The organism is Streptomyces sp. NPDC002133, assembly GCF_040296405.1.
In the GTDB taxonomy this organism is placed as follows: domain Bacteria; phylum Actinomycetota; class Actinomycetes; order Streptomycetales; family Streptomycetaceae; genus Streptomyces.
Genome location: NZ_JBEOXF010000029.1, coordinates 62,291 through 86,400 on the forward strand (window position 1 = coordinate 62,291; position 24,110 = coordinate 86,400).

General features: G+C 69.6%; 23 protein-coding genes and 6 pseudogenes. 12 read left to right on the plus strand and 17 right to left on the minus strand.

Going from position 1 to position 24,110, the window contains the following annotated elements; translation table 11 throughout:
- Nucleotides 1-33: 33 nt before the first annotated feature.
- The 5 genes and pseudogenes from ABT078_RS25040 to ABT078_RS25060 all read right to left on the minus strand — a co-directional run.
- Nucleotides 34-433, minus strand: a pseudogene (locus ABT078_RS25040) (transposase); the annotation flags it as partial.
- Nucleotides 434-613: 180 nt separating this feature from the next.
- A pseudogene (locus tag ABT078_RS25045) lies at nt 614-1,015 on the minus strand (protein kinase domain-containing protein); the annotation flags it as partial.
- A gap of 31 nt (nt 1,016-1,046) precedes the next feature.
- Nucleotides 1,047-2,384, minus strand: coding sequence for an SWIM zinc finger family protein (locus ABT078_RS25050; RefSeq protein WP_351231333.1), 1,338 nt, complete (start codon nt 2,382-2,384; stop codon nt 1,047-1,049).
- The gene (locus tag ABT078_RS25055; RefSeq protein ID WP_502981305.1) at nt 2,381-5,395 is read right to left on the minus strand and encodes an SCO1167/SCO6262 family helicase; all 3,015 of its coding nucleotides are present in this window, start codon (nt 5,393-5,395) and stop codon (nt 2,381-2,383) included. The genes ABT078_RS25050 and ABT078_RS25055 overlap by 4 nt, the downstream gene beginning before the upstream one ends.
- 649 nt (nt 5,396-6,044) lie before the next feature.
- On the minus strand, nt 6,045-6,587 hold the full coding sequence (locus ABT078_RS25060) for a P-loop nucleotide/nucleoside kinase family protein (protein ID WP_351231338.1): 543 nt from the start codon (nt 6,585-6,587) through the stop codon (nt 6,045-6,047).
- 65 nt (nt 6,588-6,652) lie between these two features.
- Between ABT078_RS25060 and ABT078_RS25065 the strand changes: the two genes are divergently transcribed.
- Nucleotides 6,653-6,805 (plus strand): hypothetical protein, encoded by a 153-nt coding sequence (locus ABT078_RS25065; RefSeq protein ID WP_351231340.1) that lies wholly within the window; start codon nt 6,653-6,655, stop codon nt 6,803-6,805.
- Between the two features lie 66 nt (nt 6,806-6,871).
- Here the strand turns inward: ABT078_RS25065 and ABT078_RS25070 are convergent, their stop codons facing one another.
- Complete coding sequence (locus ABT078_RS25070) at nt 6,872-7,318, minus strand: cupin domain-containing protein (protein ID WP_351231342.1); 447 nt, start codon at nt 7,316-7,318, stop codon at nt 6,872-6,874.
- A gap of 556 nt (nt 7,319-7,874) precedes the next feature.
- On the opposite strand from ABT078_RS25070, the gene ABT078_RS25075 reads away from it, so the two are divergent.
- The 5 genes from ABT078_RS25075 (at nt 7,875) to ABT078_RS25100 (ending at nt 12,957) form a co-directional block, all read left to right on the plus strand.
- A complete protein-coding gene (locus ABT078_RS25075; protein ID WP_351231344.1) occupies nt 7,875-8,639 on the plus strand; it encodes a ZIP family metal transporter in 765 nt (254 codons plus the stop codon).
- Between the two features lie 781 nt (nt 8,640-9,420).
- Nucleotides 9,421-9,867, plus strand: a complete 447-nt coding sequence (locus ABT078_RS25085) for a TetR/AcrR family transcriptional regulator C-terminal domain-containing protein (RefSeq protein ID WP_351231345.1) — start codon at nt 9,421-9,423, stop codon at nt 9,865-9,867.
- The gene (locus tag ABT078_RS25090) at nt 9,864-10,160 is read left to right on the plus strand and encodes a metal-sensitive transcriptional regulator (protein ID WP_351231347.1); all 297 of its coding nucleotides are present in this window, start codon (nt 9,864-9,866) and stop codon (nt 10,158-10,160) included. Before ABT078_RS25085 ends, ABT078_RS25090 begins: the two co-directional genes overlap by 4 nt.
- A gap of 116 nt (nt 10,161-10,276) precedes the next feature.
- Complete coding sequence (locus tag ABT078_RS25095; RefSeq protein ID WP_351231349.1) at nt 10,277-12,799, plus strand: heavy metal translocating P-type ATPase; 2,523 nt, start codon at nt 10,277-10,279, stop codon at nt 12,797-12,799.
- On the plus strand, nt 12,796-12,957 hold the full coding sequence (locus tag ABT078_RS25100; RefSeq protein ID WP_351231352.1) for an ATP-binding protein: 162 nt from the start codon (nt 12,796-12,798) through the stop codon (nt 12,955-12,957). The genes ABT078_RS25095 and ABT078_RS25100 overlap by 4 nt, the downstream gene beginning before the upstream one ends.
- Nucleotides 12,958-13,003: 46 nt before the next feature.
- Here ABT078_RS25100 and ABT078_RS25105 read toward each other — a convergent pair whose 3' ends face one another.
- Nucleotides 13,004-13,555: a hypothetical protein gene (locus tag ABT078_RS25105; RefSeq protein ID WP_351231354.1), complete on the minus strand. Its 552-nt coding sequence runs from the start codon at nt 13,553-13,555 to the stop codon at nt 13,004-13,006.
- A complete protein-coding gene (locus ABT078_RS25110; RefSeq protein ID WP_351231356.1) occupies nt 13,555-13,830 on the minus strand; it encodes a hypothetical protein in 276 nt (91 codons plus the stop codon). The genes ABT078_RS25105 and ABT078_RS25110 overlap by 1 nt, the downstream gene beginning before the upstream one ends.
- A 109-nt stretch (nt 13,831-13,939) precedes the next feature.
- On the opposite strand from ABT078_RS25110, the gene ABT078_RS25115 reads away from it, so the two are divergent.
- Nucleotides 13,940-14,518, plus strand: coding sequence for a TetR/AcrR family transcriptional regulator (locus ABT078_RS25115; protein ID WP_351231358.1), 579 nt, complete (start codon nt 13,940-13,942; stop codon nt 14,516-14,518).
- Between the two features lie 264 nt (nt 14,519-14,782).
- Here the strand turns inward: ABT078_RS25115 and ABT078_RS25120 are convergent, their stop codons facing one another.
- The 7 genes and pseudogenes from ABT078_RS25120 to ABT078_RS25150 all read right to left on the minus strand — a co-directional run bounded on the left by ABT078_RS25120 (nt 14,783) and on the right by ABT078_RS25150 (nt 20,405).
- Nucleotides 14,783-15,013 carry a hypothetical protein gene (locus ABT078_RS25120; RefSeq protein WP_351231360.1) on the minus strand — a complete coding sequence of 77 codons (231 nt, stop codon included), beginning with the start codon at nt 15,011-15,013 and terminating at the stop codon, nt 14,783-14,785.
- 229 nt (nt 15,014-15,242) lie between these two features.
- The gene (locus ABT078_RS25125) at nt 15,243-15,506 is read right to left on the minus strand and encodes a heavy-metal-associated domain-containing protein (RefSeq protein ID WP_351231363.1); all 264 of its coding nucleotides are present in this window, start codon (nt 15,504-15,506) and stop codon (nt 15,243-15,245) included.
- On the minus strand, nt 15,503-16,669 hold the full coding sequence (locus tag ABT078_RS25130; RefSeq protein WP_351231365.1) for an urease accessory protein UreH domain-containing protein: 1,167 nt from the start codon (nt 16,667-16,669) through the stop codon (nt 15,503-15,505). Before ABT078_RS25130 ends, ABT078_RS25125 begins: the two co-directional genes overlap by 4 nt.
- A gap of 135 nt (nt 16,670-16,804) precedes the next feature.
- Nucleotides 16,805-17,119: a hypothetical protein gene (locus ABT078_RS25135; protein WP_351231367.1), complete on the minus strand. Its 315-nt coding sequence runs from the start codon at nt 17,117-17,119 to the stop codon at nt 16,805-16,807.
- Nucleotides 17,120-17,383: 264 nt separating this feature from the next.
- Nucleotides 17,384-17,665, minus strand: a pseudogene (locus tag ABT078_RS25140) (metal-sensitive transcriptional regulator).
- Between the two features lie 135 nt (nt 17,666-17,800).
- Nucleotides 17,801-20,059, minus strand: a complete 2,259-nt coding sequence (locus ABT078_RS25145; RefSeq protein WP_351231369.1) for a heavy metal translocating P-type ATPase — start codon at nt 20,057-20,059, stop codon at nt 17,801-17,803.
- A gap of 61 nt (nt 20,060-20,120) precedes the next feature.
- Nucleotides 20,121-20,405 (minus strand): heavy-metal-associated domain-containing protein, encoded by a 285-nt coding sequence (locus ABT078_RS25150; RefSeq protein WP_351231371.1) that lies wholly within the window; start codon nt 20,403-20,405, stop codon nt 20,121-20,123.
- 183 nt (nt 20,406-20,588) lie between these two features.
- Here ABT078_RS25150 and ABT078_RS25155 point away from each other — a divergent pair, with 183 nt between their 5' ends.
- Entirely contained in the window at nt 20,589-21,545 is a 957-nt protein-coding gene (locus ABT078_RS25155) for a DUF8832 domain-containing protein (protein ID WP_351231373.1), read from the plus strand.
- An 18-nt stretch (nt 21,546-21,563) separates the two neighbouring features.
- Nucleotides 21,564-21,903, plus strand: a pseudogene (locus ABT078_RS25160) (NAD(P)/FAD-dependent oxidoreductase); the annotation flags it as partial.
- On the opposite strand, the pseudogene ABT078_RS25165 reads toward ABT078_RS25160, so the two are convergent.
- A pseudogene (locus tag ABT078_RS25165) lies at nt 21,870-22,067 on the minus strand (PHP domain-containing protein); the annotation flags it as partial. The pseudogenes ABT078_RS25160 and ABT078_RS25165 overlap by 34 nt on opposite strands.
- Nucleotides 22,068-22,207: 140 nt before the next feature.
- Between ABT078_RS25165 and ABT078_RS25170 the strand changes: the two are divergent.
- Complete coding sequence (locus tag ABT078_RS25170) at nt 22,208-22,477, plus strand: helix-turn-helix domain-containing protein (protein ID WP_351231375.1); 270 nt, start codon at nt 22,208-22,210, stop codon at nt 22,475-22,477.
- Nucleotides 22,478-22,481: 4 nt separating this feature from the next.
- On the plus strand, nt 22,482-22,733 hold the full coding sequence (locus ABT078_RS25175; RefSeq protein WP_351231377.1) for a hypothetical protein: 252 nt from the start codon (nt 22,482-22,484) through the stop codon (nt 22,731-22,733).
- Between the two features lie 46 nt (nt 22,734-22,779).
- On the opposite strand, the pseudogene ABT078_RS25180 reads toward ABT078_RS25175, so the two are convergent.
- Nucleotides 22,780-23,028, minus strand: a pseudogene (locus tag ABT078_RS25180) (AraC family ligand binding domain-containing protein); the annotation flags it as partial.
- Between the two features lie 91 nt (nt 23,029-23,119).
- Here ABT078_RS25180 and merB point away from each other — a divergent pair.
- Nucleotides 23,120-24,019 carry an organomercurial lyase gene (gene merB / locus ABT078_RS25185; RefSeq protein ID WP_351231379.1) on the plus strand — a complete coding sequence of 300 codons (900 nt, stop codon included), beginning with the start codon at nt 23,120-23,122 and terminating at the stop codon, nt 24,017-24,019.
- Nucleotides 24,020-24,110 lie beyond the last annotated feature (91 nt).

Below are 24,110 nucleotides of genomic sequence, written 5' to 3' on the forward strand. Positions count from 1 at the left end.
CCCTTCCCAGGACCGCACACGGCGGAGACCCGGCGACGTGAGCCCCTTTGCGGTGAGCGAGAGGACCATCTCCTCCAGGGCGCCCGTACTTCGCCAACAGGCTCGAGTGGAAGGTGCCCAGCCGGTCCCGCGGGACCTGCACCGTCACGGCGCCGACCTCCGTCATCACCTTCCTCGGCCGGTAGCCATTGCGGACATTGACGCCCGAGCGGGAACCGCGGCCACCGGTGCGGCCGGCTTCCTCCGCGAGGTGCAGGTCCACTTCCGCCTCCACGGCGGCCTGCATCAGGTGCCGGGTCAGCTCGACCAGCAGCCCGCTCTCGCCCATCAGCTTCAGGCTGCCGTCGCGGACCCTGTCGGCGGCGAGTTCCGCGAGCTCGTCCATCAGCCGGGGGCTCAGCCCGTGCCAGGCGGCCGCCTGGCGGCTCGCCATCGTCGTCCTCGATGCCACACCGGCACCGTCAACGCCACTGCCCAGCACCGCAACCGACACGCCGTCAGCGTCCTCGGGCAGGTGACCATCGTCGGTGTCCATCAGGGGTCCCTTCTGAGCGGTTGCCCACCTGATTCGTGACACTTCCGGACAGGGCGCTCGCCGCGATGCGACGCGGTCGTCAGGCAGGCCCGCGAGGTCGGGATCCTGCGACAAGACGCGGAAGGCGACCGTGTCGGGCGCTCCGGTTCCGAAGGGGTGCCGTCTGGTTCCGGCGTAGGCGACCAACGCGCCCCAGGCGAAGATGTCGCACTCCGTGGCCGCGATGCCGGTGCGGTACTGCTCGGGACTGATCCAGCCAGGAGTGCCGGTGAGGACGCCGGTGCGGGTCACGGACGTCCCATCGAGGGCATGCGCGATGCCGAAGTTGAGCAGGCGCGGACCTGCGGGGGAGAGGAGGACGTTTCCCGGCTTGATGTCCCGGTGCACCACGTCCGCCTCGTGCACAGAGGCCAGAGCGGCAGCTGTGCCGGCTGCCAGCGCGTGCTGCATGGCTCCGGAGAGGGGGTGACGTCCCACATGCCCCTCCCGCCCCTCGAAGTGACGTTATGGGTCACGAGCGGCGATTTTGGAGTACGAGCAGCGCTGCGAGGGCCGTGGCGGGGTCAGGGTCGGGTTGACCGATGGGCCACCAGGTGCCGTTCTCCTTCCCGTATGGGTACCAGCGGCCGTCGCGGCCGTAGCGCAGTTGGCGGTCGCGGCCGACGACGGTCCAGCGGTTGCGCCACGTGCGCAGGTGAGGAGGCCGTCCGTCCGCCCAGTCCTCGGCGAGCAAGGCTCGGGCGCGGGCAAGTACGGACGGGTCCGGGGTCCAGGAATCCTCCAGGACCGCGAGTGCGGCCGTGCCGCCGTGGCGCCAGGCCCGTACCGCCTGGGCGAGTTCGGACAGCGGGCGACCGGTGCTCTCGGCGATCCGGGCGAAAACCTCTGTCTGCGGGTGCTCGGCGGCGATGCGCACAGCATCCTGCCACTCCGTCAGGTCAGCGGGAGTCAGTGGTGCGTCGTCCGCCAGCGCGGCGGCGAGTCGGCGACGGGCACGCTCGGCCGCGTCGGCGGCCAGGGTCTCCAGCGCCTCCGGCTCGATGCCCGGTTCGGCGGGCCGGGACGTTGCGAAGACGGGCGGGCGCCCGGCGCGTTCGGGCAGGGGCGGCGGCTCAGGCAGCGGTGGCAGGTCGGCCCGCGCCGCGAAGGCCTCCCGGGCCGGTGTACCTGTCGGTGCGGCGGGAGAGCGCGGGGACGGAACCGACGCTGACGCCGAGGCCGCCGCCTCCGATGCTGCACGGGCGGCGTTGCGGCGGGCGAGCTCGTCCAGCAGTTGCTGTTCGCCGCGGCCGCGCATCAGCAGCAGCACGAAGGGGTCCGCGTCCAGCAGGCGTGCGACCTGGTAGCACAGCGCGGCGCCGTGCTTGCACGGGTAGCCCCAGTCGGGGCAGGAGCAGGACGGCTCCAGGTCGTTCGCGGTCGGTAGCAGCCGTACGCCCGCCGCCAGCGCGTCCTGCACCAGCTCGGTGGGCATGTCGCGGTCCAGCAGTGCGGCGATGTGCCCGGCGCGCGCCGCCACTGCATCGAGGAGCCGGTCCCATTCCGCGTCGTTGAGGGCGGGGATTACCAATGACACACGGTAGGGCCGCGGTCTGCTGCCCTGCACCGGTGCGCTGATCCGGCCCGGGACCACCGTCATCTCGCCCACGGATCCGCGCCGCGCGTAGGTGCGACCGCGGGTGAGGCGGCCGGAATCGAGTGAGCACTCCTCCAGCGCCGACACCCACGCCTCGCCCCACCAGGTTGAGGCGAAACTGCTCCGGCGGCCGGGAGCCGGAGGGAAGGGAGGGAAAGTGCGGGCGAGCTGATCCTGGGCCCGCTGCTTGGGCTTCGTCGGGCGCGGGCTCACTTGCGGCCTCCCCTTGTGGTGCTCTGGCGCGTGGTACTCCGACGGGCTGTGCTCCAGGGGGTGGTGTTGTGGCGCATCGTCACCAGTTCGGCCAGCTCGGCGTCGGAGAGTTCAGTGAGTGCCGCCTCGCCATGGCTCAGCACTGCGTCCGCGAGCCCCTTCTTCTGCTTGAGCATCTCCGCGATCCGATCCTCGACCGTACCCTCCGCAATCAGCCGGTGCACCTGCACCGGCTGGGTCTGGCCGATGCGGTACGCACGGTCGGTGGCCTGGTCTTCGACTGCCGGGTTCCACCAGCGATCGAAGTGGATGACGTGGCCGGCGCGGGTCAGGTTGAGGCCGGTGCCAGCGGCCTTGAGGGAGAGCAGGAAGACCTGCCGTTCGCCGCGCTGGAAGCGGTCGACCATCTCCTCGCGCTGCTTCACCGGCGTCCCGCCGTGCAGGAACTGCGCCGCGGTGCCGCGAGCGGCGAGATGCTGCTCCAGCAGCCGGCCCATCTCGACGTACTGGGTGAAGACGAGCACCGAGCCGTCCTCAGCCACGATCGTGTCCAGCAGCTCGTCGAGCAGCTCCAGTTTGCCGGAGCGGCCGGCGAGCTTCCCGTTCTTCTCCTTCAGGTACTGCGCCGGGTGGTTGCAGACCTGCTTGAGGCCGGTGAGCAGCTTCATCACCAGGCCGCGCCGGGCCATCCCGCCCGCCTCGCCGATCGCCGCCAGCGACTCGCGCACCAGCGCCTCGTACAGGGACGTCTGCTCCTTCGTCAGCGAGACGGGCTGGTCGGTCTCGGTCTTGGGCGGCAGCTCGGGGGCGATGCCGGGGTCGGACTTGCGGCGGCGCAGGAGGAAGGGGCGGATCAGGCGGGCGAGACGGTTCGCGGTCTCCTGGTCGCCGTCAGCCTCGACCGCGCGGGCGTAGCGGTCGCGGAAGGCGGTGAGCGTGCCGAGCAGGCCGGGTGTCGTCCAGTCGAGCAGGGCCCACAGCTCGGAGAGGTTGTTCTCGACCGGGGTGCCGGTCAGAGCGATGCGCCCGGCAGCGGGGACGGTGCGCAGCGCCCGCGCGGTGTCCGAGTACGGGTTCTTGACGTGCTGCGCCTCGTCCGCGACCAGCAGGCCCCACGGCACAGCGGAGTCGGCCAGGCGCTGGGCGTCGCGACGCAGTGTGCCGTACGTGGTGAGGACGAAGCCGTTCGGCGCGAGGTCGTCCAGGGTGCGGCCCGGGCCGTGGAAGCGGCGTACGGCGATGCCTGGTGCGAAGCGCTGCACCTCGCGCTCCCAGTTGCCGAGCAGGGACGTCGGACAGACCACCAGGGTGGGGCCGTGGGCCGATCGCTCGTGATGGCGCAGGTGGAGGGAGATCAAGGTGATCGTCTTGCCGAGGCCCATGTCGTCGGCGAGACAGCAGCCCAGACCGAGGGAGGTCATCCGGTCCAGCCAGGCGAGGCCTCGAAGCTGGTAGTCGCGCAGGGTAGCTGCGAGCATGGCGGGTTGGCTGGTGGTGGCTGATGCGGCGTCCGGGCCCGCCTCCGGCTCGGCGATCCGCGCGCGCAACTGCTCCAGGGCGCCGCCCGCGGTGATCGGTACGGACTTGCCGTCGATCTCTGCCTCGCCGGTCAGCGCCGCGCCGAGGGCGCCGACCGCGCTGAGCTTGCGGCCGTGCTGCTTGCGGACCTTGCGGACCAGCGCCTGGTCGACCACCACCCACTGGTCGCGCAGCCGCACCACCGGGCGGTGAGCTTCGACCAGGCGGTCCATCTCCTCCTCGGTCAGCGGCTGGCCGCCCAACGCCAACTGCCAGCGGAATTCGAGGAGTTCACCGGAGGAGAGGAAGGTCTCCAGGTCCGACTGCGTCTTCTTGTACCGGGCCGGCTCCAGCAGGCCAGTCGCGGTCAGCTCCTTCGCCAGGCCCTTTGGCAGGTGGACCTGGATTCCGGCGGCGGCCAGCCGCTCCGCTGCCTCGCCGAGCAGGTCCAGCAGCTCGTCGTCGGCGAGCTGCAGCACATCGGGCGCGGCGGCGGAGAGCAGGCGCGACAGCGGCGGCCATGCCTTCGCGCCGCGGCGCAGCGCCAGCAGCGCGTCGACACGGGTACGGGCGCCGAACTGCTCCGGGGCGGCTGCATCCCCGGCCCACAGCTCGGCCGCGTCGACTACCAGCGTGGGATCGGCGAGGCTGTGCAGCTGCACCACGGCCCGGAACTCCGGCCCTCCGCTGCCGCTGCCGCCGTAGTCTTCGCCGTCCCAGCTGCCGCCCCACGCGTTGCCGTCTTCCTCCAGGCGCAGGGAGACGCGCACGCCCGCGTCCATCCCGGCGGCCACCTCGGCCGCCCACTCCCGCTGTTCGGGGATGGGTACCGGCATCCGAGTGGCGAAGGCCGGACCGGCGGTCAGGTGGCGCGCCGCCGGGGAGCGCGGCAGGCCGTCCGCGACCGCGTCCAGAAAGGCGCGCAGCAGCGGCTCGGAGGCGGGCAGCGCTACGGGCGACGAGCCGGGTAGCGGGACCGCGCGCGCCTCCGGCGGCATCGCCGCCGCGAGGTCGCGGATCCGGCGCACGTCGTCACCGTCCAGCGGACCGAGCCGCCAGGCGTCGAACCCGCCGAGGCTCAGCCCCGGCAGCAGACGTCCCCGCGCGGCGAGTTGAAGCGCGATGAGGGCTCCTGCGCCCCACAACGCGGCGGAGACGGAGACGGAAGCGTTGCCGCTCTGCACCATGGCGCGAGCGCGGGTGAGGACGGGCACCGCCTGCGCGACTGGCAGCAGCACGGCGGTCACGCTCCGCCGCCGGACGCCGTTCCCGTGCGGCCGCACGACGGTGAGCTCCTCCGGCTCCACATCGCAGTCGGGCAGCTCACCGCCGTCCGCCCGCCAAAACGCCACGCGGCCCTCCCGGGCCGGATCTCCGGGCAGGAAGACGGCCTCGCATGCGCTGAGCGCGGCTGGGGCAGCCGGCGCAACCGCTCCCGGCTTCCTCTGCTCGGCAGGCTGGTCGACTTCGACGACCTGGAGGATACGCGCCATGATCGGATGCCCTTCGAGCCGGGGTGCGGGGATGCGCTGAAGTGACATCGTCACGCCTTGTCATCACGCATCCACAAGCTGTACGGCGGAATGCTATCGGCCCGTGACGGGCGCTCGCGGCGCGGACAAAAGGACGCGTGAGCGTCAGTGCACCCAGCTCTTGAGCGGCTCGGTGTCCAGCATGACGCCGACCGGCTCGGTCAGTACGACCTGCCCCCGAACGAGCGACGGTGGTCGCGTAGCGCTTGCCGTCCGGCTCCGAGTGGACGACGACCTCGCAGGTGGGTGTCGCAGCCGATGAGCAGGCACGCGAGGACGTGCCGCAGCGCGGTGGTCCACTTCTCGCCGGTCGCCGCCATACGCCGCCTTGGCGGCGGGTGGTGTGGGGAACGGGGGACATAGGGGATCCAGGTCGTTCCAATGCACAGCGCGCTGAAGCCCACGGGGCCTTGTCGGGGAACCGATTCCCAATCGGGTTCGTCAACGTTCCGGAAGGGGCGTGAATCGGTTTGGGCGGCTGTTCGTCTTCGTTGGGTGGGCTGATGAGCCCGGGTGTCTAGTGCTGTGACCGGAATGGTTCACCGGAGTGAGGCCGTGGACCCCCCCGGTCCGGCGTCCGTCCGGCTTGTGGCTGATTGTGTTGCTGGGTTCAGTTCGGCGAGTGTGTTTCGGCGAGGAGTGTGCCGACCTCCTTGGTGAGGGTGGTGATGTCGACGGGTCGGCTGGTGTCGATGGTCAGGAGTGGTCCGCCAAGTCGTAGCGGGCCTGGGAGGGCCGCCCAGGTGGCGACGCGCTCGCGGATCTGCTCGTGGGTGAGGTTCTGGTCGAGATGTCCTGGGTGACGCTTGCGAGTCTGGAACCGTTCAGCGACCAGTGTGGTGTCGCAGTCGCAGAACACCTCGACCAGGTGGGCGCCGAGGTGGCGGAGTCGGCCGGGGGCGGTGTCGTGGTGCCACCAGTTGACGAGCACAGGCTCGGCGTGGGCGGCGAGGGTGAACAGGACGTCGTCACTGGCCCGGCTCAGCCGGTAGCGCCATGCCTGGTCGCCGACCCCGAGGGACTCGTAGAGCGACTCCAGGATCACGTCCTTGTCGATGACCTGCCACCTCAGTTCCGCGGCGAGCCTGCGGGCCAGGGTGCTTTTGCCGCTGGCGGGCAGACCGGAAACGATCACGAAGGCGTTGTCGATCACGGCGCCAGTGTGTCGCAGCGCCATTCCTGGGCCGCTCCGGGGGTCCCCGCCGTCAGGCGGCGGCTGTGTTCCCCACCGCCCAGGCCGGCCTGGCCCAGGTGCGCGGCCGGCGCATCGCCGACCTGGTCGAAGCCGACCCCGAGCTCACCTTGCTCCAGGCCGCCGAACACCTCGTATATTTGCTCTGGGTGGACCGAGGACAACCCGGGCCGATCTGATCAACGCCGCCACACGGCGGAACTCGGGCCCTGATGCAGGGGGCTTCGCCGTATCGAACTCGTGGGTCAGCCTGCGGAGGGACGCGGGGCGCGCAGGTGTGCCCGTTCCTTCAGCTCCTCCTCTTCGACCAACGTGAGCATCGGCTGACCCGGCGCGCACACCATGGTCACGACGAACTTGGTCGGTGCGTCCGACAGGGCGTTGCCGTCCTGGTAGTGGATCACGTCACCGCCCGGCTCCCAGAACGTCCCACCGGCCTCGACCACGCGCTCCGGGTCACCCTCGACCTCGAACCGGAGCGCGCCCTCCATCACGTAGCCGAACGACGGGCCCGAGTGGCGGTGCGGAGGGAGCCCGGGGTGACCGGGAGGCCAATCGACGAGGATGGTCATTCCCGAACCACCTTCGGGAAAGAAGGGCGGAGTGACCTCCTGCAGCAACTTGACTTCGGGCGGCAACGAGACCTCGTGCCCCTCGGCAGGGGACGCGTGCACTGGGTTCTGCTCTGACATGGAGACACCTCCGTAAGCCTGCCCGGAACGGATGACTTGCGTCGGCCACCGCCTCCTGGGCCGGTGTGCCGACGGCTCGTTCGGCGTTGACCAGGTTCTTCAATTCCGGGCTCACACAACTTGCTTCGCAGTGGAGGCACCGTTCGGGCCCGCAGCCGTGACAGGCCGTGCGACGTGCGCCTCGTACAACTCGTACAAATAGCTCCCCGGACCAGGGTGTCGCCTGCTGGCCGCCTCCGCATCCGGGGGCCGTCGGCGGCCAGGACCAGGCAGGACGTACCGCACCGTCGCGGTCTCGGCCGTGAACGCTGCCACAACAGCAGCACGGTTCCTGTCCGTGCAAACCCGGACCCACCGGTGGGTGATGGCGTGGTCTGCTGCGGCCTGCGCCCTGCGCACCCGGCAGGAGCGGGAGGCCCGCTTCTTTCATCGCATCAGGTCAGCAAGGGTGTCCGCAGGCCGAATCGCGTACCGGTGGCGGAGTGGAATAGTGAGTTACGGAGTTGGTTCGCCGGCACCGCGCACGCATGCGTGGCCACCCCCTGCAGGGAGGGGCATGCTCTCCGTGCTGTATGCAGCAGGCGCGCACACCGAGAACGGGGGCGGGTGGGAGCTGCCCACGACCGAAACACTGGTCGCCGTGATCCTGGTCGCTGTCGCCACGGTGGCGGGCGCCTGGCTGGCGCGGCGCGGATCCGGTCGCTCGGCCATGCTGTTCGCCGCCGCTTCCGGGATCTTGCTGATCATCGCCGTTCTCCATCTTCTGCCAGACGCCTGGGACGAGGCGCACGAGGCTGGTGTGCCGTGGTGGGCGGTGCCGGTCATCACGCTCGCCTCGTACGCGGTCATGGGCGCCGTGGTCCGCATCGGCTGCCCGTGCGAGCCGGGCCGCGCCAGTGGCATCGGCGCGGCGTCCGGGCTCGCCCTGCACCGCTTCTTGGAGGGGGCCACTCTGGCGCTGACCGCCTCGTTCGCCGTGGTGGCGGCGCTGCTGGTGCACGCCGCGAGCGAGGGCCTGGCGCTGGCCGCCCTGCTGGCGGCGCAACCGCGCCGGCGGGTGGCCCCGTGGGTCGCGCTGGCCTGCCTGAGCCCAATAGCGGGCGCCTTCGTGACGAGTGCGCTGCCCATCCCGAACGGCCTCATGCCGCTGCTGCTGGCATGCGTTGCCGGTGTGCTCGCGCAAGGCGCGTGGGTGGCCCTCAGGCTCGCCCATCAGCGACGTCCTCAAGAGCGGAGATTCCTTGGAATGCCGGCAACCACGGCGATGACGCTCGCGGCCCTCCTTACCGCGCTCGTCGTCCTCGCCGCCGCCGACCGCTGAAGGTGATTCTTTACGCCCGCCATGGGGGTCGGCAGTTCGGGCACTCCTGCACGGGACCGGCGGGTGCCTTGTCGCAATTTCGGCGCCTGTCACTGCTGCGACTGCGACAGGTCCGGGGCGCCTCCCGCGCACGCAAATGCATTCACCATCATCAAACTCGGCGGCGAGTCCGAGCCCGAAGGTGCCGCTGCTGGACTAGATGTACTGCCCAGGGACGTTGGTCAACCTGGTGATGGGCCGTTTGCCGCCGGTTGCGGCGAGGAGGCGGTGGCAATTGTAGGGATGGAGCCAGGCCGACAGGGCTTCGTGGCGGGCCGATTCGCTGAAGTAGAGCGTCCAAGAGCCCATCCGTCGGTCAGCATGCGGTGGAAGCGTGCGACCTTGCCTGCACACGCTGACCCACGCGGCATTGATCGCCGCCCTGTGAGCTGCTCATTCCCGAGCACAGGTCGGACCGGCCGACCAGCTTGGCGGACCGCGAAGCGGGGGCGCAGAGGCCCGGATGGATGCCCGCACTGAAGCGGCGCGCGAGCTGTTCCTCCGAGAGGGCTTCGGTGCCGGCTGGACGCGATCGTCACCACGGCGGGCATGTTCACGTGACCGTCTGTGACCACTTCGGCAGCAAAGAGGCCCTGTTCACCCCGGTGAGCACGAGCGCACTTGAGCGGCCCTCGGCAGCGCCTCATCGGCCGCGCTCGACGGGCGGCCGAAGCCGAGGACCTGCGCGGCGCCAGCATCGACGCGGCACGCGCCTGGGCGGCCGCTGTCCAGATCGAGGTCATTGCTCTGTGCAATCTCATCGCCCGCCGAGGCGCACCGCTTCCCCGAACTCGGCCAGACTTGGCAGGGCCGCGGCTCCGATGGCCACCACCCCGCCCTCGCCGGCGTGCTGCACACACTTGCCGACCAGGGCACGCTCGGCATCCCCGACCCCGAGGCCGCGATCATCCAGCTGTACGCGCGGTTGGTCTTTCCACACATGGTCTTCAGCGACTACGCCACCTCGCAGACCGCCTCATCACCAGCGGCGTCGACATGTCCTGAGCCACTACGCACCACGACACGGATAGGAACCATCCGGCCGCAGCACGTTGCCAGGAGGAGCGACTCGCACCGAAGGGACGGTCGTTCCTACGATGGAGAGCGACGACGGGGCAGCCGTCGATGTGCGCTCGGGCCATCCGTGGCCTCCACCCGGCGACGGCCATGGGTGGCGAGTGTGGGATGAAGAACCGCCGATTTCAGCAGGAGAAGCAGTTCCTGGCCCCGGAAGTCGTGGACGAGGCGGTCGTACGACTGGCCAAGATCAGCGGCCAGGTGCAGGGCGTCTCACGGATGGTCCAGGAGGGGAGGCACTGCGTCGACGTCCTGGACCAGATCGAATCCGTCCGCAAGGCACTGGACGGCGTATCCCGTCAGGTGATGCGCAACTACCTGGAACGGTGCGTCACCGACGCGATCAAGGGTGATGACCCGCTCATCTACGACGAGCTCATGAAGGTGCTGTTCCGGCACCGCTGACCTGCGCCGACGGCAAGGCATGGAGAAGGGGACGTCATGCCAAACGTGATCACGGCGGGTGTCCGCCGTGAGATCACAGGGGGCGCCATCAGGGCGCAGCCGATACGGAGGGCGTCATGACCGCGGACCAGATAGGGGTTCTCATCGGGGCGGGTGCGCTGATCGCTCTGCTCGCCTGGTTCTTCTTCGGCCCCAGGAAGACACAGTTGGCCGAACTCCGGGGCGGCACCCAGGAGATCGGGATCACCGTGAAGGGCGGCTACTCCCCGGACATGATCCGGGTCCGTCAGGGCGTGCCCGTCCGTCTCGTCTTCGACCGGCAGGAGAGCGGAGACTGCACCTCCCGCGTGGTCTTCCCGGACTTCGCCATGTCGAAGTCGCTCCCGGCATTCGGCAAGGCCACAGTGGAGTTCACACCCGACAAGGCCGGCCGGTTCGGCTTCGTCTGTGGGATGAGCATGGTGCACGGCACGCTGCTGGTCGATCCGGGCTCCGGGAACGGGGACGCGGCTTCGCCCGCCGTTGCCGAGGAGGAAGCGGCCGCGCCCGTTGCCGTACCGGACGAGGTCGACACCGGGGAGGCCGAGGCGGCCGAACGCCAGGCGGAGATCAAGGATCTGTCCCGTCGGGTGATCGTCGGCGCGGTGCTGTCCGCCCCGGTCGTGCTGGCCGTCATGCTGCACGAATTCCTCGGTGCCGACGTGCCGGACCTGTTGCTCAACCGGTGGTTCCAACTCGCCCTGATCACACCGGTGATGTTCTACACGGGCTGGCCGATCCACAGGACCGGGTGGCTCGCCCTGCGGACCCGCAGCGCCGAGATGAACACGCTGATCACGCTGGGGACATGTGCGGCCTACGGCTACAGCCTGTTGGTCACCGTCGCACCGGGGCTCCTACCCGCCGGGGTGCGCGAGGTCTACTACGAGGCCGTCGGAGTCATCCTCACTCTGATTCTGCTGGGCCGGCTGTTCGAGGCCAAAGCCAAAGCAGGGACAGGGCAGGCGATCCGTGAACTGCTGGGCCTGCAGGCCAAGACGGCCCATGTCGTTCGGGACGGGACCGAGGCCGAGATACCGATCGAGGACGTCGTGGCCGGCGATGTGGTCGTGGTCCGGCCCGGGGAGAAAGTCCCGGTGGACGGGATCATCGTCGACGGCCGCTCCACCCTGGACGAGTCCATGGTGACCGGAGAGTCGATCCCGGTGACCAAGAGCGCCGGGGACGAGGTGGTCGGCGCGACCGTCAACCAGACCGGCGCCTTCCGGCTGAGGGCGACCAAGGTCGGCGCCGACACGATGCTGGCGCAGATCATCCGGTTCGTGCAGCAGGCGCAGGCGTCCAGGGCCCCCATCCAGCGCATCGCGGACCTGGTGGCGAGCTACTTCGTCCCGGCGGTGGTCTTCATCGCCATCGCCACCTTCGCCGTCTGGTACATCGTCGGGCCCGCCCCGGCCCTGACCCTGGGGCTCGTCTCCGCCGTGGCCGTACTGATCATCGCCTGCCCCTGCGCGCTGGGCCTGGCCACCCCGCTGTCGATCATGGTGGGCACCGGCAAGGGCGCACAGAACGGCATCCTCATCCGTTCCGCCGAGGCTCTGGAGACCGCGCACCGGCTGCAGACGATCGTCCTGGACAAGACCGGCACAATCACCCAGGGCCGACCGACACTGACCGATGTCGCCCCGGTGAACGGATTCGCCGAGGACGATCTCGTACGCCTGGTCGCCTCCGCCGAGAACTCCTCCGAGCACCCCCTCGGCCAGGCCATCGTGCACGGCGCTGCCGAACGTCGCATCCGCCTCGCGGCGGCAAGCGAGTTCGACTCGGTGACCGGCAAGGGCATCACCGCAACCGTCGACGGACACCGCCTTCTCGTGGGTAAGCCCGCCCTGCTCACCGCTGCGGGCATCGACACCGCCTCCCTGCAACCAGAGGCGGACCACCTCGCCGCCGCGGGCAAGACCCCGGTCTTCGCGGCGGTCGACGGGCGGCTGGCCGGCGTGGTGGCGGTCGCCGACACCGTCAAGGACGACTCGGCCGCAGCCATCGCAGAACTGAAGCGGCTCGGCCTCGAAGTCGTGATGATCACCGGCGACAACCGTCGTACCGCCCGGGCCATCGCACGCCAGGTCGGCATCGACCGGATCCTCGCCGAGGTGCTGCCGGAGAACAAGGCGCAGGAGATCCAGCGGCTGCAGGACGAAGGTAAGCAGGTCGGCATGGTCGGGGACGGCATCAACGACGCCCCGGCGCTCGCCCAGGCCGACGTGGGCTTCGCCATCGGCACCGGCACAGACGTCGCCATCGAGGCGTCCGACATCACCCTGATCTCGGGGGCGCTGAGCGCAGTGGTCACCGCCGTGACGTTGAGCCGGGCCACGATGCGCAACATCCGCCAGAACCTGGTCCTCGCCTTCGTCTACAACACGGCTGGCATCCCGCTCGCGGCCGGTGTCCTCTATCCGTTCACCGGCTGGCTGCTCAGCCCGATCATCGCCGCCGCGGCGATGGCGCTGTCGTCGCTGTCGGTGGTGGGAAACGCGAACCGGCTGCGCGCCTTCACCCCCAAGCCGCTCCCCACCCCTACCCCGCAGCCCGCGGGAGCCGAGCCCCCGATCAAGGTGGCCGCCACATGACATCCGCGACCGTCCTCGTCGTCGACGCCGACGGATCCGGCATCGGGCTGGCCGTGGCCGCCGAACTTGCCGCCGCGCACGGCGGCACCATCACAGCCGACAGCATCCCCGGCCGCGGCACCGCCTTCACCACCCGCTTGCGTGCCCTGAACCGCTGACGCGCATGGCCAACGGATCACGACAGCCGCGGCGTTCGCCGTGCTCTCAGCGGGCCGCGAGGTCGGCTGCTGGGTCCTCGCCGGTTGCCGGACGTTGCCGTGCACGCAGCTCGTTCTGCTTGCGCCATCCGTACCGCGTCACACCGCGCGGCTTGAACATCGACAAGATCGTGATGATGAGCAACACGACCAGACCGCCGACGGAGTGGAACAGGGTGCCGGGCAGCTCGCGGGGGTCGGCACTGGACTGAGCCGTCTCTGCCAGATGGCTCACGGTCTGCGTCTCGATCAGCAGGATCGCGGCGGCGAAAACGGTGAGCAGGAGTTTCACCAGCACCCAGTAGTGCCGGAACAGGCCCCACGGAGTGCCCAGCGCGTTGACGACCCCGATCAGCACCGACGCAAGGGCCAGCGGGACGATGGCGTACAGGACCTTCAGCTCCATCGCGGCGTACACGCCACGCACCGCCGGTATGTCCTGGCTGGTGACGGCAGTGATGTCGAGCGCGAGGTAGGCGAGGACCGCGCCGAGCCAGCCGACCGAGGTGACGACGTGCGTAGTGAGCACGATCTTGCGGAGCCGGGGAGACATGATCATCAGTGGCTGTCCTGCGGTGCTGCATCGGCGGCCCAGTTGCCGATAGCGGGCGCCTGGATCGCTGTGACACCGGCCGACTGGACGCCGGCACCCATGTGCCGGCCGGGGCCGTGCTCGCCGCCCAGGCCCGTGACCTTCAGGATCACGACCAGCAGGATCAGGGCTCCGACGATGATCCCGGACACCTTGACCCAGCGCGGCGTCCCGGGCGGTGGGCCAAGAGGGGGCCTGCGGTCAGGTCCCGGGGCGTCGGGGTGACGGGGCGATTCAGCCATGAGATTCCTCCAGTGCAGTCGGGCGGACGGCCTGACACGGCATTTTGCGAGACATGTTGTCTACACCCGGTCAGAGCGTCACGACAACATCGTCGCGTATAGTGTCCTGGTGCCGAAGCTGTGGAACGAGACGATCGAGGCGCACCGCCACTCGGTGCGCGAGGCGATCCTGGAATCCACCTGGTCGCTGGTGACCGAGCGCGGACTGATGTCGGTGACGATGACGCAGATCGCCGAGAAGGCCGGCATCGGACGCGCGACGCTGTACAAGTACTTCCCGGACGTCGAAGCGATCCTGACTGCCCACCACGAGCGACACGTTGCCAGTCACCTTGAGCATCTCGCGGCTCTCCGGGACCAGCCCGGCGATGGCGTTGCGCGGCTCAAAGCGGTGCTTGAGCACTACGCCCTCATCTGCTATGACCGGCAGCGACACGGAACCGAAGAACTCTCTGCGCTCCTGCACCGAGGGGAGCAAGTCGCCCACGCGCAGCAGCAACTCGTCGACCTTTTCCGGGACCTGCTGACCGACGCTGCCGCCGCGGGCCAACTGCGGGACGACGTCGCGCCCGCCGAGCTGGCGAGCTACTGCCTCCACGCCCTCACCGCGGCCGGCAGCCTGCCGTCCGAAGCCGCGGTCCGGCGACTCGTCGCGGTCACTCTGACCGGGCTGCGCCCCGCGCACTGAGCGGGACAGTGCCCATGCGGATCCTGCCCGTGAGACGATCCGCAAGCCTGGCTGATCTCACCCGCTGAAAGCCGTTCTGGGCGTCCCCCAGGCGTCGCTGGGGCGTTCGGCACAGGGCCCGGCATCGGGCGGGAGATGGTTGCGTGGAGCGGGCGGCGAAGGCCCACATGTAGCCGACGGCGGCCAGGCGCCGGTTCATGCCCCGGCTGGACGCTCGCGGTCGCGGTAGAACACCGTGTATCCGAAGTTGCGCGATCCTGCGGGTCAACCCAGCGCCAACCCCGACTTCTTCAGGGGCAAGTAGCTGTACGAGAACAGGGCCAACGAGACCAGGATGCGGTTGCGGGATCTGCGCCAGGAACTGACGGTCAGCCGCATCGCCACAGTGCGCAGAGCGATGCCTCCGCCGACCACCAGCGCGAGGTACGCCCTGCAACGCCCTCCAATGGCGCATGCTGCGCGACGCTCACGCCACGGCGCCGAGGTGTACGACATGGGGGGCGTGTGGCGCTCTCCAGGACGTCGCTGGTGGCCTGGGCACACCCAGACGCGGCTCCCACCGAACAGGTGGGGTCGAAGAACCGCATCTGCCGGTCGTAGGTCCAGTAGTGGCGCAGCCGCTCATTACTGCCCGGCTCAGGGCATGGGCTCATCCATTCTGCCGCCCGTGGCTTTTGCATGCCGCGGGCCCGGCCGGAGGGTGTTCTCCGGCCGGGCAGCGTCGTCAGTCGGCGGGGCGGGCCGTGTAGTTGCCGGCCTGCACTACCGCCGCGACGAGTACCGCGGTGTCCACGTCGGCGCCTTCCTCGAGTCGGACGGTGGTGCGTCCGGCCTTCATATCCGTGCTCGAGGAGCGGACTCCGGGGATGTCCTCGAGCTCGTCGTCGATGAGCAGGCCGCAGTTGGTGCAGTGCATGCCCTCGACGAGCAGAGCCAGCTGCGGGCTGGTGTCGTTTTCGGTCTTGTTCTTGCGGTTGAACAGCTTCACTGCAGCTCCTTCTTGAAGTCGATGGTGCCGGTCTGCATGCCCATGGCGCAGGAGAAGCGGAGCGTGCCTGGCTTACGGGTGCCCAGGTCGATGGTGGTGTCGCCGTCCCGTTTCACGATCTCCTGGACTCCGAGCTCGGGGATGGTGAAGGCACGGGCGCAGCCGCCGGAGTCTTTGCCGTGCAGCACCAGCGTGGTCGGCACCCCGGCCTTGGCCGTGAACTGGGTTGGGACGTAGAAGTCCGTCACGGTCAGCGTGACGATCTGCCTCCCGGAGGCGTCGATACGAACCGAGGCTGGAGTATCCGGCTCCGTCGTCCCGCCACCGCCGTCGGAGCCGGTGCCACCAGAACCGCTCCCTTCGCCGCCTTCGACGGTGAACGGCCCGCTCGCCGCCGCCTGTTTGGCGGGGGCGTTGAACGAGACCCAGCCGCCGGCCTGCAGCGCGGAGCCCATCGTCCAGGCCGCGACGGTCAGCACGACCACTCCGGTGAGTGCGGCCAGCCGGCCGGACAGCACCTGGCTGCTGCGGCGGAAGAGATAGCCGAGCACGGCGAACAGCGGTGCGGTGCCAAGGACGAATCCGGCCATCACCGCGGCTCCCGCGAGCGGGGACCCGGACGTGACGGCCAGCAGCTCCATCGACAGGGTCACCCCGCACGGCACCAGCACGGTGGCGAAGCCGACCAGGGCCGGGGTGGCAACCGATTCGGTCCTGGCGCTGCGCCGCATCCACCGGCCGAACGACGCCGGAGGCCGCGGCACCAGCCGCCCCACCCACGTCACGCCGAACAGGTCCAGCGCGAACAGCACCATCATCACGCCGGCGGCCAATAGCAGCACCGCCTGCGTATGAGGGCTGGGCTGCAGCGCATTACCGAAGACGCCCAACAGGGCGCCGAGCAGGGTGTGGGAGACCAGCTTCCCGGCCAGGAACGCCCCGACCGGCGCCAGTGGCGTGGCCGCCTCCGCCGCCCGTGCTGCGGCAGGCCCGGACTGACGGGTCGGCTTCTTCGAGGCCGATTTCGGCGGGGAGGGGGTGGGGGTGCGGCGGCGGGTGACCGCACCTGCCAGCAGACCCCCTTGAACGGCGGCGCACGAGGCACCACCGGCGAGCAGACCGGTGCCGACACCGGTGATCAGCAATGCCATGGACGACGGCACGCGTCGGTACTCCTGTTCTGCGATTGCGTTGACGGCACGCACACAAAGATGTGGTTACGGGCGTGCCGAGGCGGACGTGAGGAACACGACGTCCCGCAAAGCCGCAACAACAGCGGCCTCACGGGAGGCGACCCGTCACGTCCGGGACACGCACAACCGGTGCAGATCAGGAGGAGCCACCGTCGGTGGCGGGGCATTGGGCTGCGCCACCAGCGCGGCCGAGGAGCATGCGATCGCACGCGGGGTGGCCGTGGGCGCCTGGCCCGACGGGCCGTCCTGGGCGAGTGTGACCTGCGGCGCCACGCACTGCTTCTCCGCCATCGGGCAGTGCGGGTTGTGGTCCAGTGAGGACTCGGCCACCAGCGATGCGGCGGCGTGTCCGGCATGCTTCGCATGGCCGCCGGCCACAGCGTGCGGAACCACCTCCGTCGACATGGTCTGCATGACCATAGGCATGGTCATAGCCATCGCAGGACGCGCCAGCCCCGACAGGCATACGAACAGCGCGCACACCAACAGCGCCCCGGGCCACGTCCGGAGCGGCACGGGCACGCGTCGCGACATGCGCGCCATGCTAAGCCATGGCTGCATCCAGCCCGGCGACCCTGGGCTTGCAAGGCTGTCAACCTGCCTGCCGGGCGAGGCACTGGCCGACGGCCGGCCCTCTATGAGGCAACGTCGCCGCCCCACGCCCGCAGCAACAGCAGGCCCGAGTCAGGTGCGCACCATGCGGGCGATGGTCTGAGAGGCTTCCTCGTCCCTGTCGCGGGCCTGGTCGCCGCCCTGGGCGATGGCGTCGGCGACACAGGACTGGAGGTGGTCCTCGAGCATGGTGAATGCGAAGGACTGCAGTGCCTAGGTGGTGGCGCTGACCTGGGGGAGGATGTCGATGCAGTAGGTGTCTTCCTCCACCAGGCGCTGCAGGCCGCGTACCTGGCCTTCGATGCGGCGCAGCTGCTTGAGAGCATCGTCCTTGTGAGCGGTGCAGCCGTGCATGATGCTCCTCCAGCCTATTTACCCCCACGGGGTATAATGCGGGGATGTGCTGATGCGTTCCGCTGGGCACTCGAGCGTGACACAGGCGCCCCCACCCGGCTGACCGGGCGGGGGCGCCTGCCTGTGTGCGCCGGGTCAGCCGGCGGCCCGGAAGGAGCGCAGGCGCAGGGAATTGCCGACGACGAAGACCGAGGAGAACGCCATGGCCGCTCCGGCGATCATCGGGTTGAGCAGTCCGGCCGCTGCGAGCGGGATTGCGGCCACGTTGTAGGCGAAGGCCCAGAACAGGTTGGACCTGATGGTGCCCAGCGTCTTGCGGGACAGACGGATGGCGTCCGCGGCTGCCCGCAGGTCACCGCGGACCAGGGTGAGGTCCCCGGCTTCGATGGCGGCGTCGGTTCCGGTGCCCATCGCCAGCCCGAGGTCGGCTTGGGCAAGGGCGGCGGCGTCGTTGACGCCGTCCCCGACCATGGCGACCGAACGGCCCTCTCGCTGGAGCCGCTTGACGACGTTCACCTTGTCCTCGGGCAGCACCTCGGCGATGACCTCACCGATGCCGACCTCGGCGGCGACCGCTTCGGCGACGGCCTTGTTGTCGCCGGTCATCAGAATCGGGGTCAGCCCCAGGGCCCGCAGGCGGGTGATGGCCTCGGCGCTGGTGTCCTTGACCGCGTCGGCGACCTCCAGGACCGCCCGGGCCTGACCGTCCCATGCGACTGCGATGGCGGTACGGCCCGCGTCCTCGGCCGCGGTCTTCGAGCGCTGAAGCTCTGCGGGAAGGGTGATGGCCCATTCCTTGAGCAGCTTCTCGCGGCCGACGAGGACCGCGTGGCCGTCGACGATGCCCTGGACGCCGAGACCGGGCACGTTCGCGAAGTCCTCCGGCACTGGCAGGGAACCGAGGCGCTCGGTGGCGCCGGCGGCGACGGCCTGGGCGATGGGGTGCTCGGAGGCGTGCTCCAGCGCGCCCGCCAGCCGCAGCACCTCGGTCTCGTCCGTACCGACGGCGGTGTGGACCTTCAGGAGGGTCATCTTGCCGGTGGTGACGGTGCCGGTCTTGTCCAGCACGATCGTGTCGACCTTGCGGGTGCTCTCCAGCACTTCGGGGCCCTTGATGAGGATGCCGAGCTGGGCGCCGCGGCCGGTGCCGACCATGAGCGCGGTCGGGGTGGCCAGGCCCAGGGCGCAGGGGCAGGCGATGATCAGTACGGCAACGGCAGCGGTGAACGCGGCCGTCCATCCCGCGCCGTTGCCGAGCCAGAACCCGAGCGTGCCGAGTGCCAGGGCGATGACGACGGGCACGAACACGGCCGAGATCCTGTCCGCGAGTCGCTGGGCGGCGGCCTTGCCGTTCTGGGCGTCCTCGACAAGCTTCGCCATCCGGGCCAGCTGCGTATCTGCGCCGATCCGGGTGGCCTGGACGACCAGCCGGCCGCCGGCGTTGAGCGTCGCGCCGGTGACGGCGTCGCCGACGACGACCTCGACGGGTACCGACTCGCCGGTCAGCATCGAGGCGTCCACGGCGGAGGCGCCATCGACGACTGTGCCATCGGTGGCGATCTTCTCGCCCGGGCGCACCACGAACCGGTCGCCGACCTGCAGGGCGCTCGTCGGGATGCGCTCCTCGCGGCCGGCGCGTAGGACGGTGACCTCCTTTGCGCCGAGCTCCATCAGTGCCCTCAGCGCCGCTCCGGCCTTGCGCTTGGAGCGCGCCTCGAAGTAGCGGCCGGCCAGGATGAACGCGGTCACACCGGCCGCGGCCTCCAGGTAGATGTTTCCTGCTCCGTCGCTGCGGGCGATGGTCAGTTCGAAGGGATGGATCATGCCGGGCATGCCGGCGGTGCCGAAGAACAGCGCCCACACGGACCAAAGGAACGCCGCCGACGTGCCGATCGAGATGAGGGTGTCCATCGAGGCGGCACCGTGCCGGGCGTTGGTGAAGGCGGCCTTGTGGAAGGGCCAGGCGGCGTAGGTGACGACCGGGCCGGCCAGGGCCAGGGAGAGCCACTGCCAGTAGTCGAACTGCAGGGCCGGGATCATCGCCATCGCGATGACCGGCACGGCCAGGACCACTGCCGTGGTCAGCCGCTGACGCAGCGGCCGCAGTTCATCGGGCTCGCCCGCCTCCGCGGCGCGCTCCTCACCCTCGGGAGTCTGGCGCGGCGGCTCGGGTTCGCGGGCGGTGTATCCGGTGGCCTCGACCGTGCTGATCAGGTCCGCGACCGATATGCCGTCCTCGAAGGTGACCTTGGCCTTCTCTGTGGCGTAGTTGACCGTCGCGGACACGCCGTTCATGCGGTTGAGCTTCTTCTCGATCCGGGCGGCGCACGAGGCGCAGGTCATGCCGCTGATGGCGAGTTCGACCTCGGCGGCGCCGGGTGTGGTGGTGGTCATGCGTGCTCCTCGTGCTGGCGGACGGCCGGGGCTCCGCAAGGGGTAAGGGATGAAGGGGCGGTCAGGCGGCGCGGCCGGTGACCTCGTAGCCGGCGTCGTCCACGACCTCGGCGATCACCTTGTCGTCCGGGTCGGCGGTGCTGATCACGGCCACCTGGCCCGAGGCGAGGTCGACCTCGACGCCGCTGACACCGTCGATGGCGCCGATCGTCTTGGTGAGCGTGTCCTTGCAGTGCCCGCAGGTCATGCCCGCCATGGCGTAGACGGTGCGGACGCCCTCAACGGCGGCGGGCTGCTCCGTGCTGGTGGAGCAGCTGTGGTCCGGGGTGCAGCAGGACGAAGTCATGGGATTCCTCCAAGAGTGCGTGACGGTCGAGCATACCCCCGGGGGGTTAGGTAGGGAGCAGTTCCAGATATACCCCCCACCCGTATGGAAAGCAACCACTGAAGCCCTTGCATTCATACCCCCTAGGGGTATGGTGGGCTGCGGTGACGCCCCGAGACGCCACATTGGCCTGAAGGAGAGATCATGAACACGGCAGTCAAGATCGGCCTCTACGGCGCCGCCCTCGCGGTCACGTTCGGAACCGCCTACGGCATCGGCACAGCAGCCGACCCTCTCACCGGGAGCCCCGGCACCTCACAGCACGACACGTACCAGCGGGACGAAGGGACGAGTCACAGCGGAGGCGGCGTGCACACCGAGCGCGCCGCCGCCCTACCAAAAGGACTGCAGGTCTCCCAGGACGGCTACACCCTCGACCTGAAGACGCCCCGCATCACTGCCGGCGCGCAGACCTCACTGCGCTTCGCCATCAAGGACGACACCGGAAAGGCCGTCACCGCCTACACCAAGGCCCACGGCAAGAACCTGCACCTCATCCTCGCCTCACGCGACCTCAACACCTTCCGCCACCTGCACCCCACCCTCGGATCCGACGGCATCTGGCGCACCCCCGTCAACCTGCCCGCTGCCGGCGACTACCGGGTATTCGCCGACTTCACCCCGGCCAGGAAAGGCGCCGAAGCTCTGACCCTCGGCTCCGACCTCGCGGCAGCCGGCTCCTACCAGCCCAAGGAATTGCCCGCGCAGAAGGCCACGGCAGAGGTCGACGGCTACACCGTCACCCTCGACGGCGAACTCACCGCCGGAATGATGACCGACCTGAAGCTGAGCGTGGCCCGGAACGGCAAACCCGTCACCGACCTCGAGCCCTACCTCGGCGCCTACGGCCACCTCGTCGCCCTGCGCTCCGGAGACCTCGCTTACCTCCACGTCCACCCCGAAGGCGAGCCCGGCGACGGCACCACAAAGCCCGGACCTGACATCTCCTTCATGACCACCGCCCCCAGCACCGGCACCTACCGGCTCTTCCTCGACTTCAAGCACGAAGGCGCCGTCCGCACCGCCGCCTTCACTATGCACACTGCTACGCCTGGAGCCGGGACCGGGCGTAACAGCCACAGCAGCACCGAACACCACTGATCCTGCATCCGTCTGGGGATCGCCGCGATCCACGAGGAAAACGGCATGCTCTGCGGGGCCACCCTGCGCAACTCCCACACCGGCGACCCCCGGGAACTCGCGGCCCCGGCCTGTTCATCGCATCGGCCGCGACCCGCGCACTGAGCAGTTCAAGGGCCAACTGGAGCTGGACGACAACGGCTACCTCAAGATCGCCCCCTCGACCCGTACGAAGATCCCCGGCGTCCTTGCCGTGGGCGACGTCGTCGACCACAGCTGCCGCCAGGCATCCGCGTCGCCAGCAACGGCTGCGCTGGATGCCGAGCGGTACCTGGCTGCCCGGAGTGCTGCCTGGCAGGGTCGGACGCCATGCTCGGCGCAGGCCCTGGCGAAGCGGACCGCGCCGCCGACGGTCTCCCGGTCGGTCAGCGCCAGCGCCGTCTTGACACGCTCGGCTGCCCGCTCGACCAGGGCTTCCGGGTGTGAAGCGCCGTAGCGGGCGGAGTAGCCGGAGGCCGCGTGGAGATGATTAAGGGCGCCCACCGTGCACCTCCTGCCACTTGCTCACCCCCAGCTTGTCTGTTGGTCCCAGCTAGTGGCTCGTCACGCAGCCTTGGCCGGGTAATCGACCCGCTGTCCGTGAGCCAGCAGACTGTCTCCAGGATCTGATCTTGGAGGTGGTGGTGGGACGTCGACCGAGTGTGTTCGTCCGGCGGGTCACGATGGACGAGGGCCGGAGGCTGCAGCGGCGCAGCCGGACCGCGAAGGAGCCGGTCAGGCTCCGCCGGGCGATTGTGGTGCTGATGTCCGCCCAGGGCCGGACGGTCAAGGACATCACCACGCTGATGCAGGTCGGCGAGGACTACGTCCGTGAGGTCATCCACGCCTTCAACGAGCGGGGGTTCGACGCGTTGGACCCAAAATGGAGCGGGACGCCCCAAGACGATCAATGACGAGGTGCGCGAGCACATCTGCCTGATCGCCCGGACGTCCCCCGCCGACTGGAAGATCACCGCGTTCTCCACCTGGAGCCTGAGCAAGCTCGCCGAGCACCTGATCCAGCAGAAGGTGACCGCGGCCATCGGCCGGGAGACCCTGCGCCGGATCCTGCAGGCCGGCAAGGTCTCCTGGAAGACCACCACCACCTGGACGGTACCACCGGGGTGTCGAAGAGGGGCAGCCCGGTGCTGCCGGGAGGCGCATCGGTGAGAACCTCCCGGACGAGATCCTCGCCGAGGTGCAGCATCCGGTAGCGGTAGCCATGGTCGACGGCCGACTGTCCGTCGTGCGGCTCGTCAGGATTGAACGCCATGACCAGTCCGGCCGCACTGACGTGCCTCCCGCCCCTGCATGCGAACGACTGCGCGCCGGCGTCGGTGATGCCGAAGGAGTACGTGTCGTGGGCGTGCATCGGGTACGCGTACTGCTCGAAGCCGGCGTCCATGGCCTCCAGCGCGAGCCCAGGGACCCGCCAGTAGGCAGCGTGTTCTCCCGGCGAGGTCATGTCCCCAGTGTGTCGCACGAGCGTTCAAGACCCGGGGCCTCGCCAGGCGCAAGCTGGACTTATCGCCTCAACCAGCGAAGGAACCACAGGAATGACCGGGAACGTTTCACCAGTACCGACGAGCCTTGACGGGACGGAGAGGGTCCGCCTGGCCCTGTACCAGGGCTTCGCGCGCACGGGACGTGCTCCGAGTGCCCTGGAGCTCGCCGCGGTCACCGGACAGGCCCCTGACCAGGTGCGTCAGGAATTGCGCACCCTACACGCACGTCACGATGTCGTCCTGGACCCGCAGAACAGCGACAGGGTCGTGATGGCCCACCCCTTCGCGTCCGTGCCGCTCGGCTTCTCCGTCATGGGGGCACGCACCCTGTGGTGGGGTGGCTGTGCCTGGGACTCGTTCGCCCTGCCCCACCTGCTCAAGGACGAGCCCGACGTTCTCGTCGCCACCCGCTGCCCGGCCTGCGACACCCCGCACGCCTGGGTGGTTGGCCGAGAGGCACCCCCGAAGGGCGACCAGGTGGCCCATTTCCTCACCCCCATGCACCGGGCCTGGGACGACGTCGTCCACACCTGTGCCAACCAGCGACTGTTCTGCTCCACCGGCTGCGTCGACACCTGGCTGCAGCAGACGGGCCAGGAGCGCGGCTACGTCATGAATCTGGCCACCCTGTGGCGCTTCGCCAGCAACTGGTACACCGGACGCCTGGACCCGGGCTACACCCGCCGCGACCCCGCCTCCGCCACCGCCTACTTCGCGGAGGTCGGCCTGCACGGCTCTTTCTGGGGGCTGCCCGACCAAGGTCTCCATCCGCCTGCTACCCCCTTGAGAGGGGGGCGATTGGACCAAGACGCGGTCCGGATCCTGGATAGCCAACTATCAGTCTGCAAAGTGGCCAACTCTACGAATCGACACAACGTCGTGGGCTGGGACGGCTGTTCTGTCCTGGGAGGTTGTGGACGGGTGAGGCAGGTCTCGGCTGAGGGATCTTGAAATGGGTGAGGGCCTTCTGGCCAGGTGTGGATTGCGACATCTGGTGCTGATACATCTTGCCGGCGTGGTCCCGGCCGCCGGCTCGGGAGGC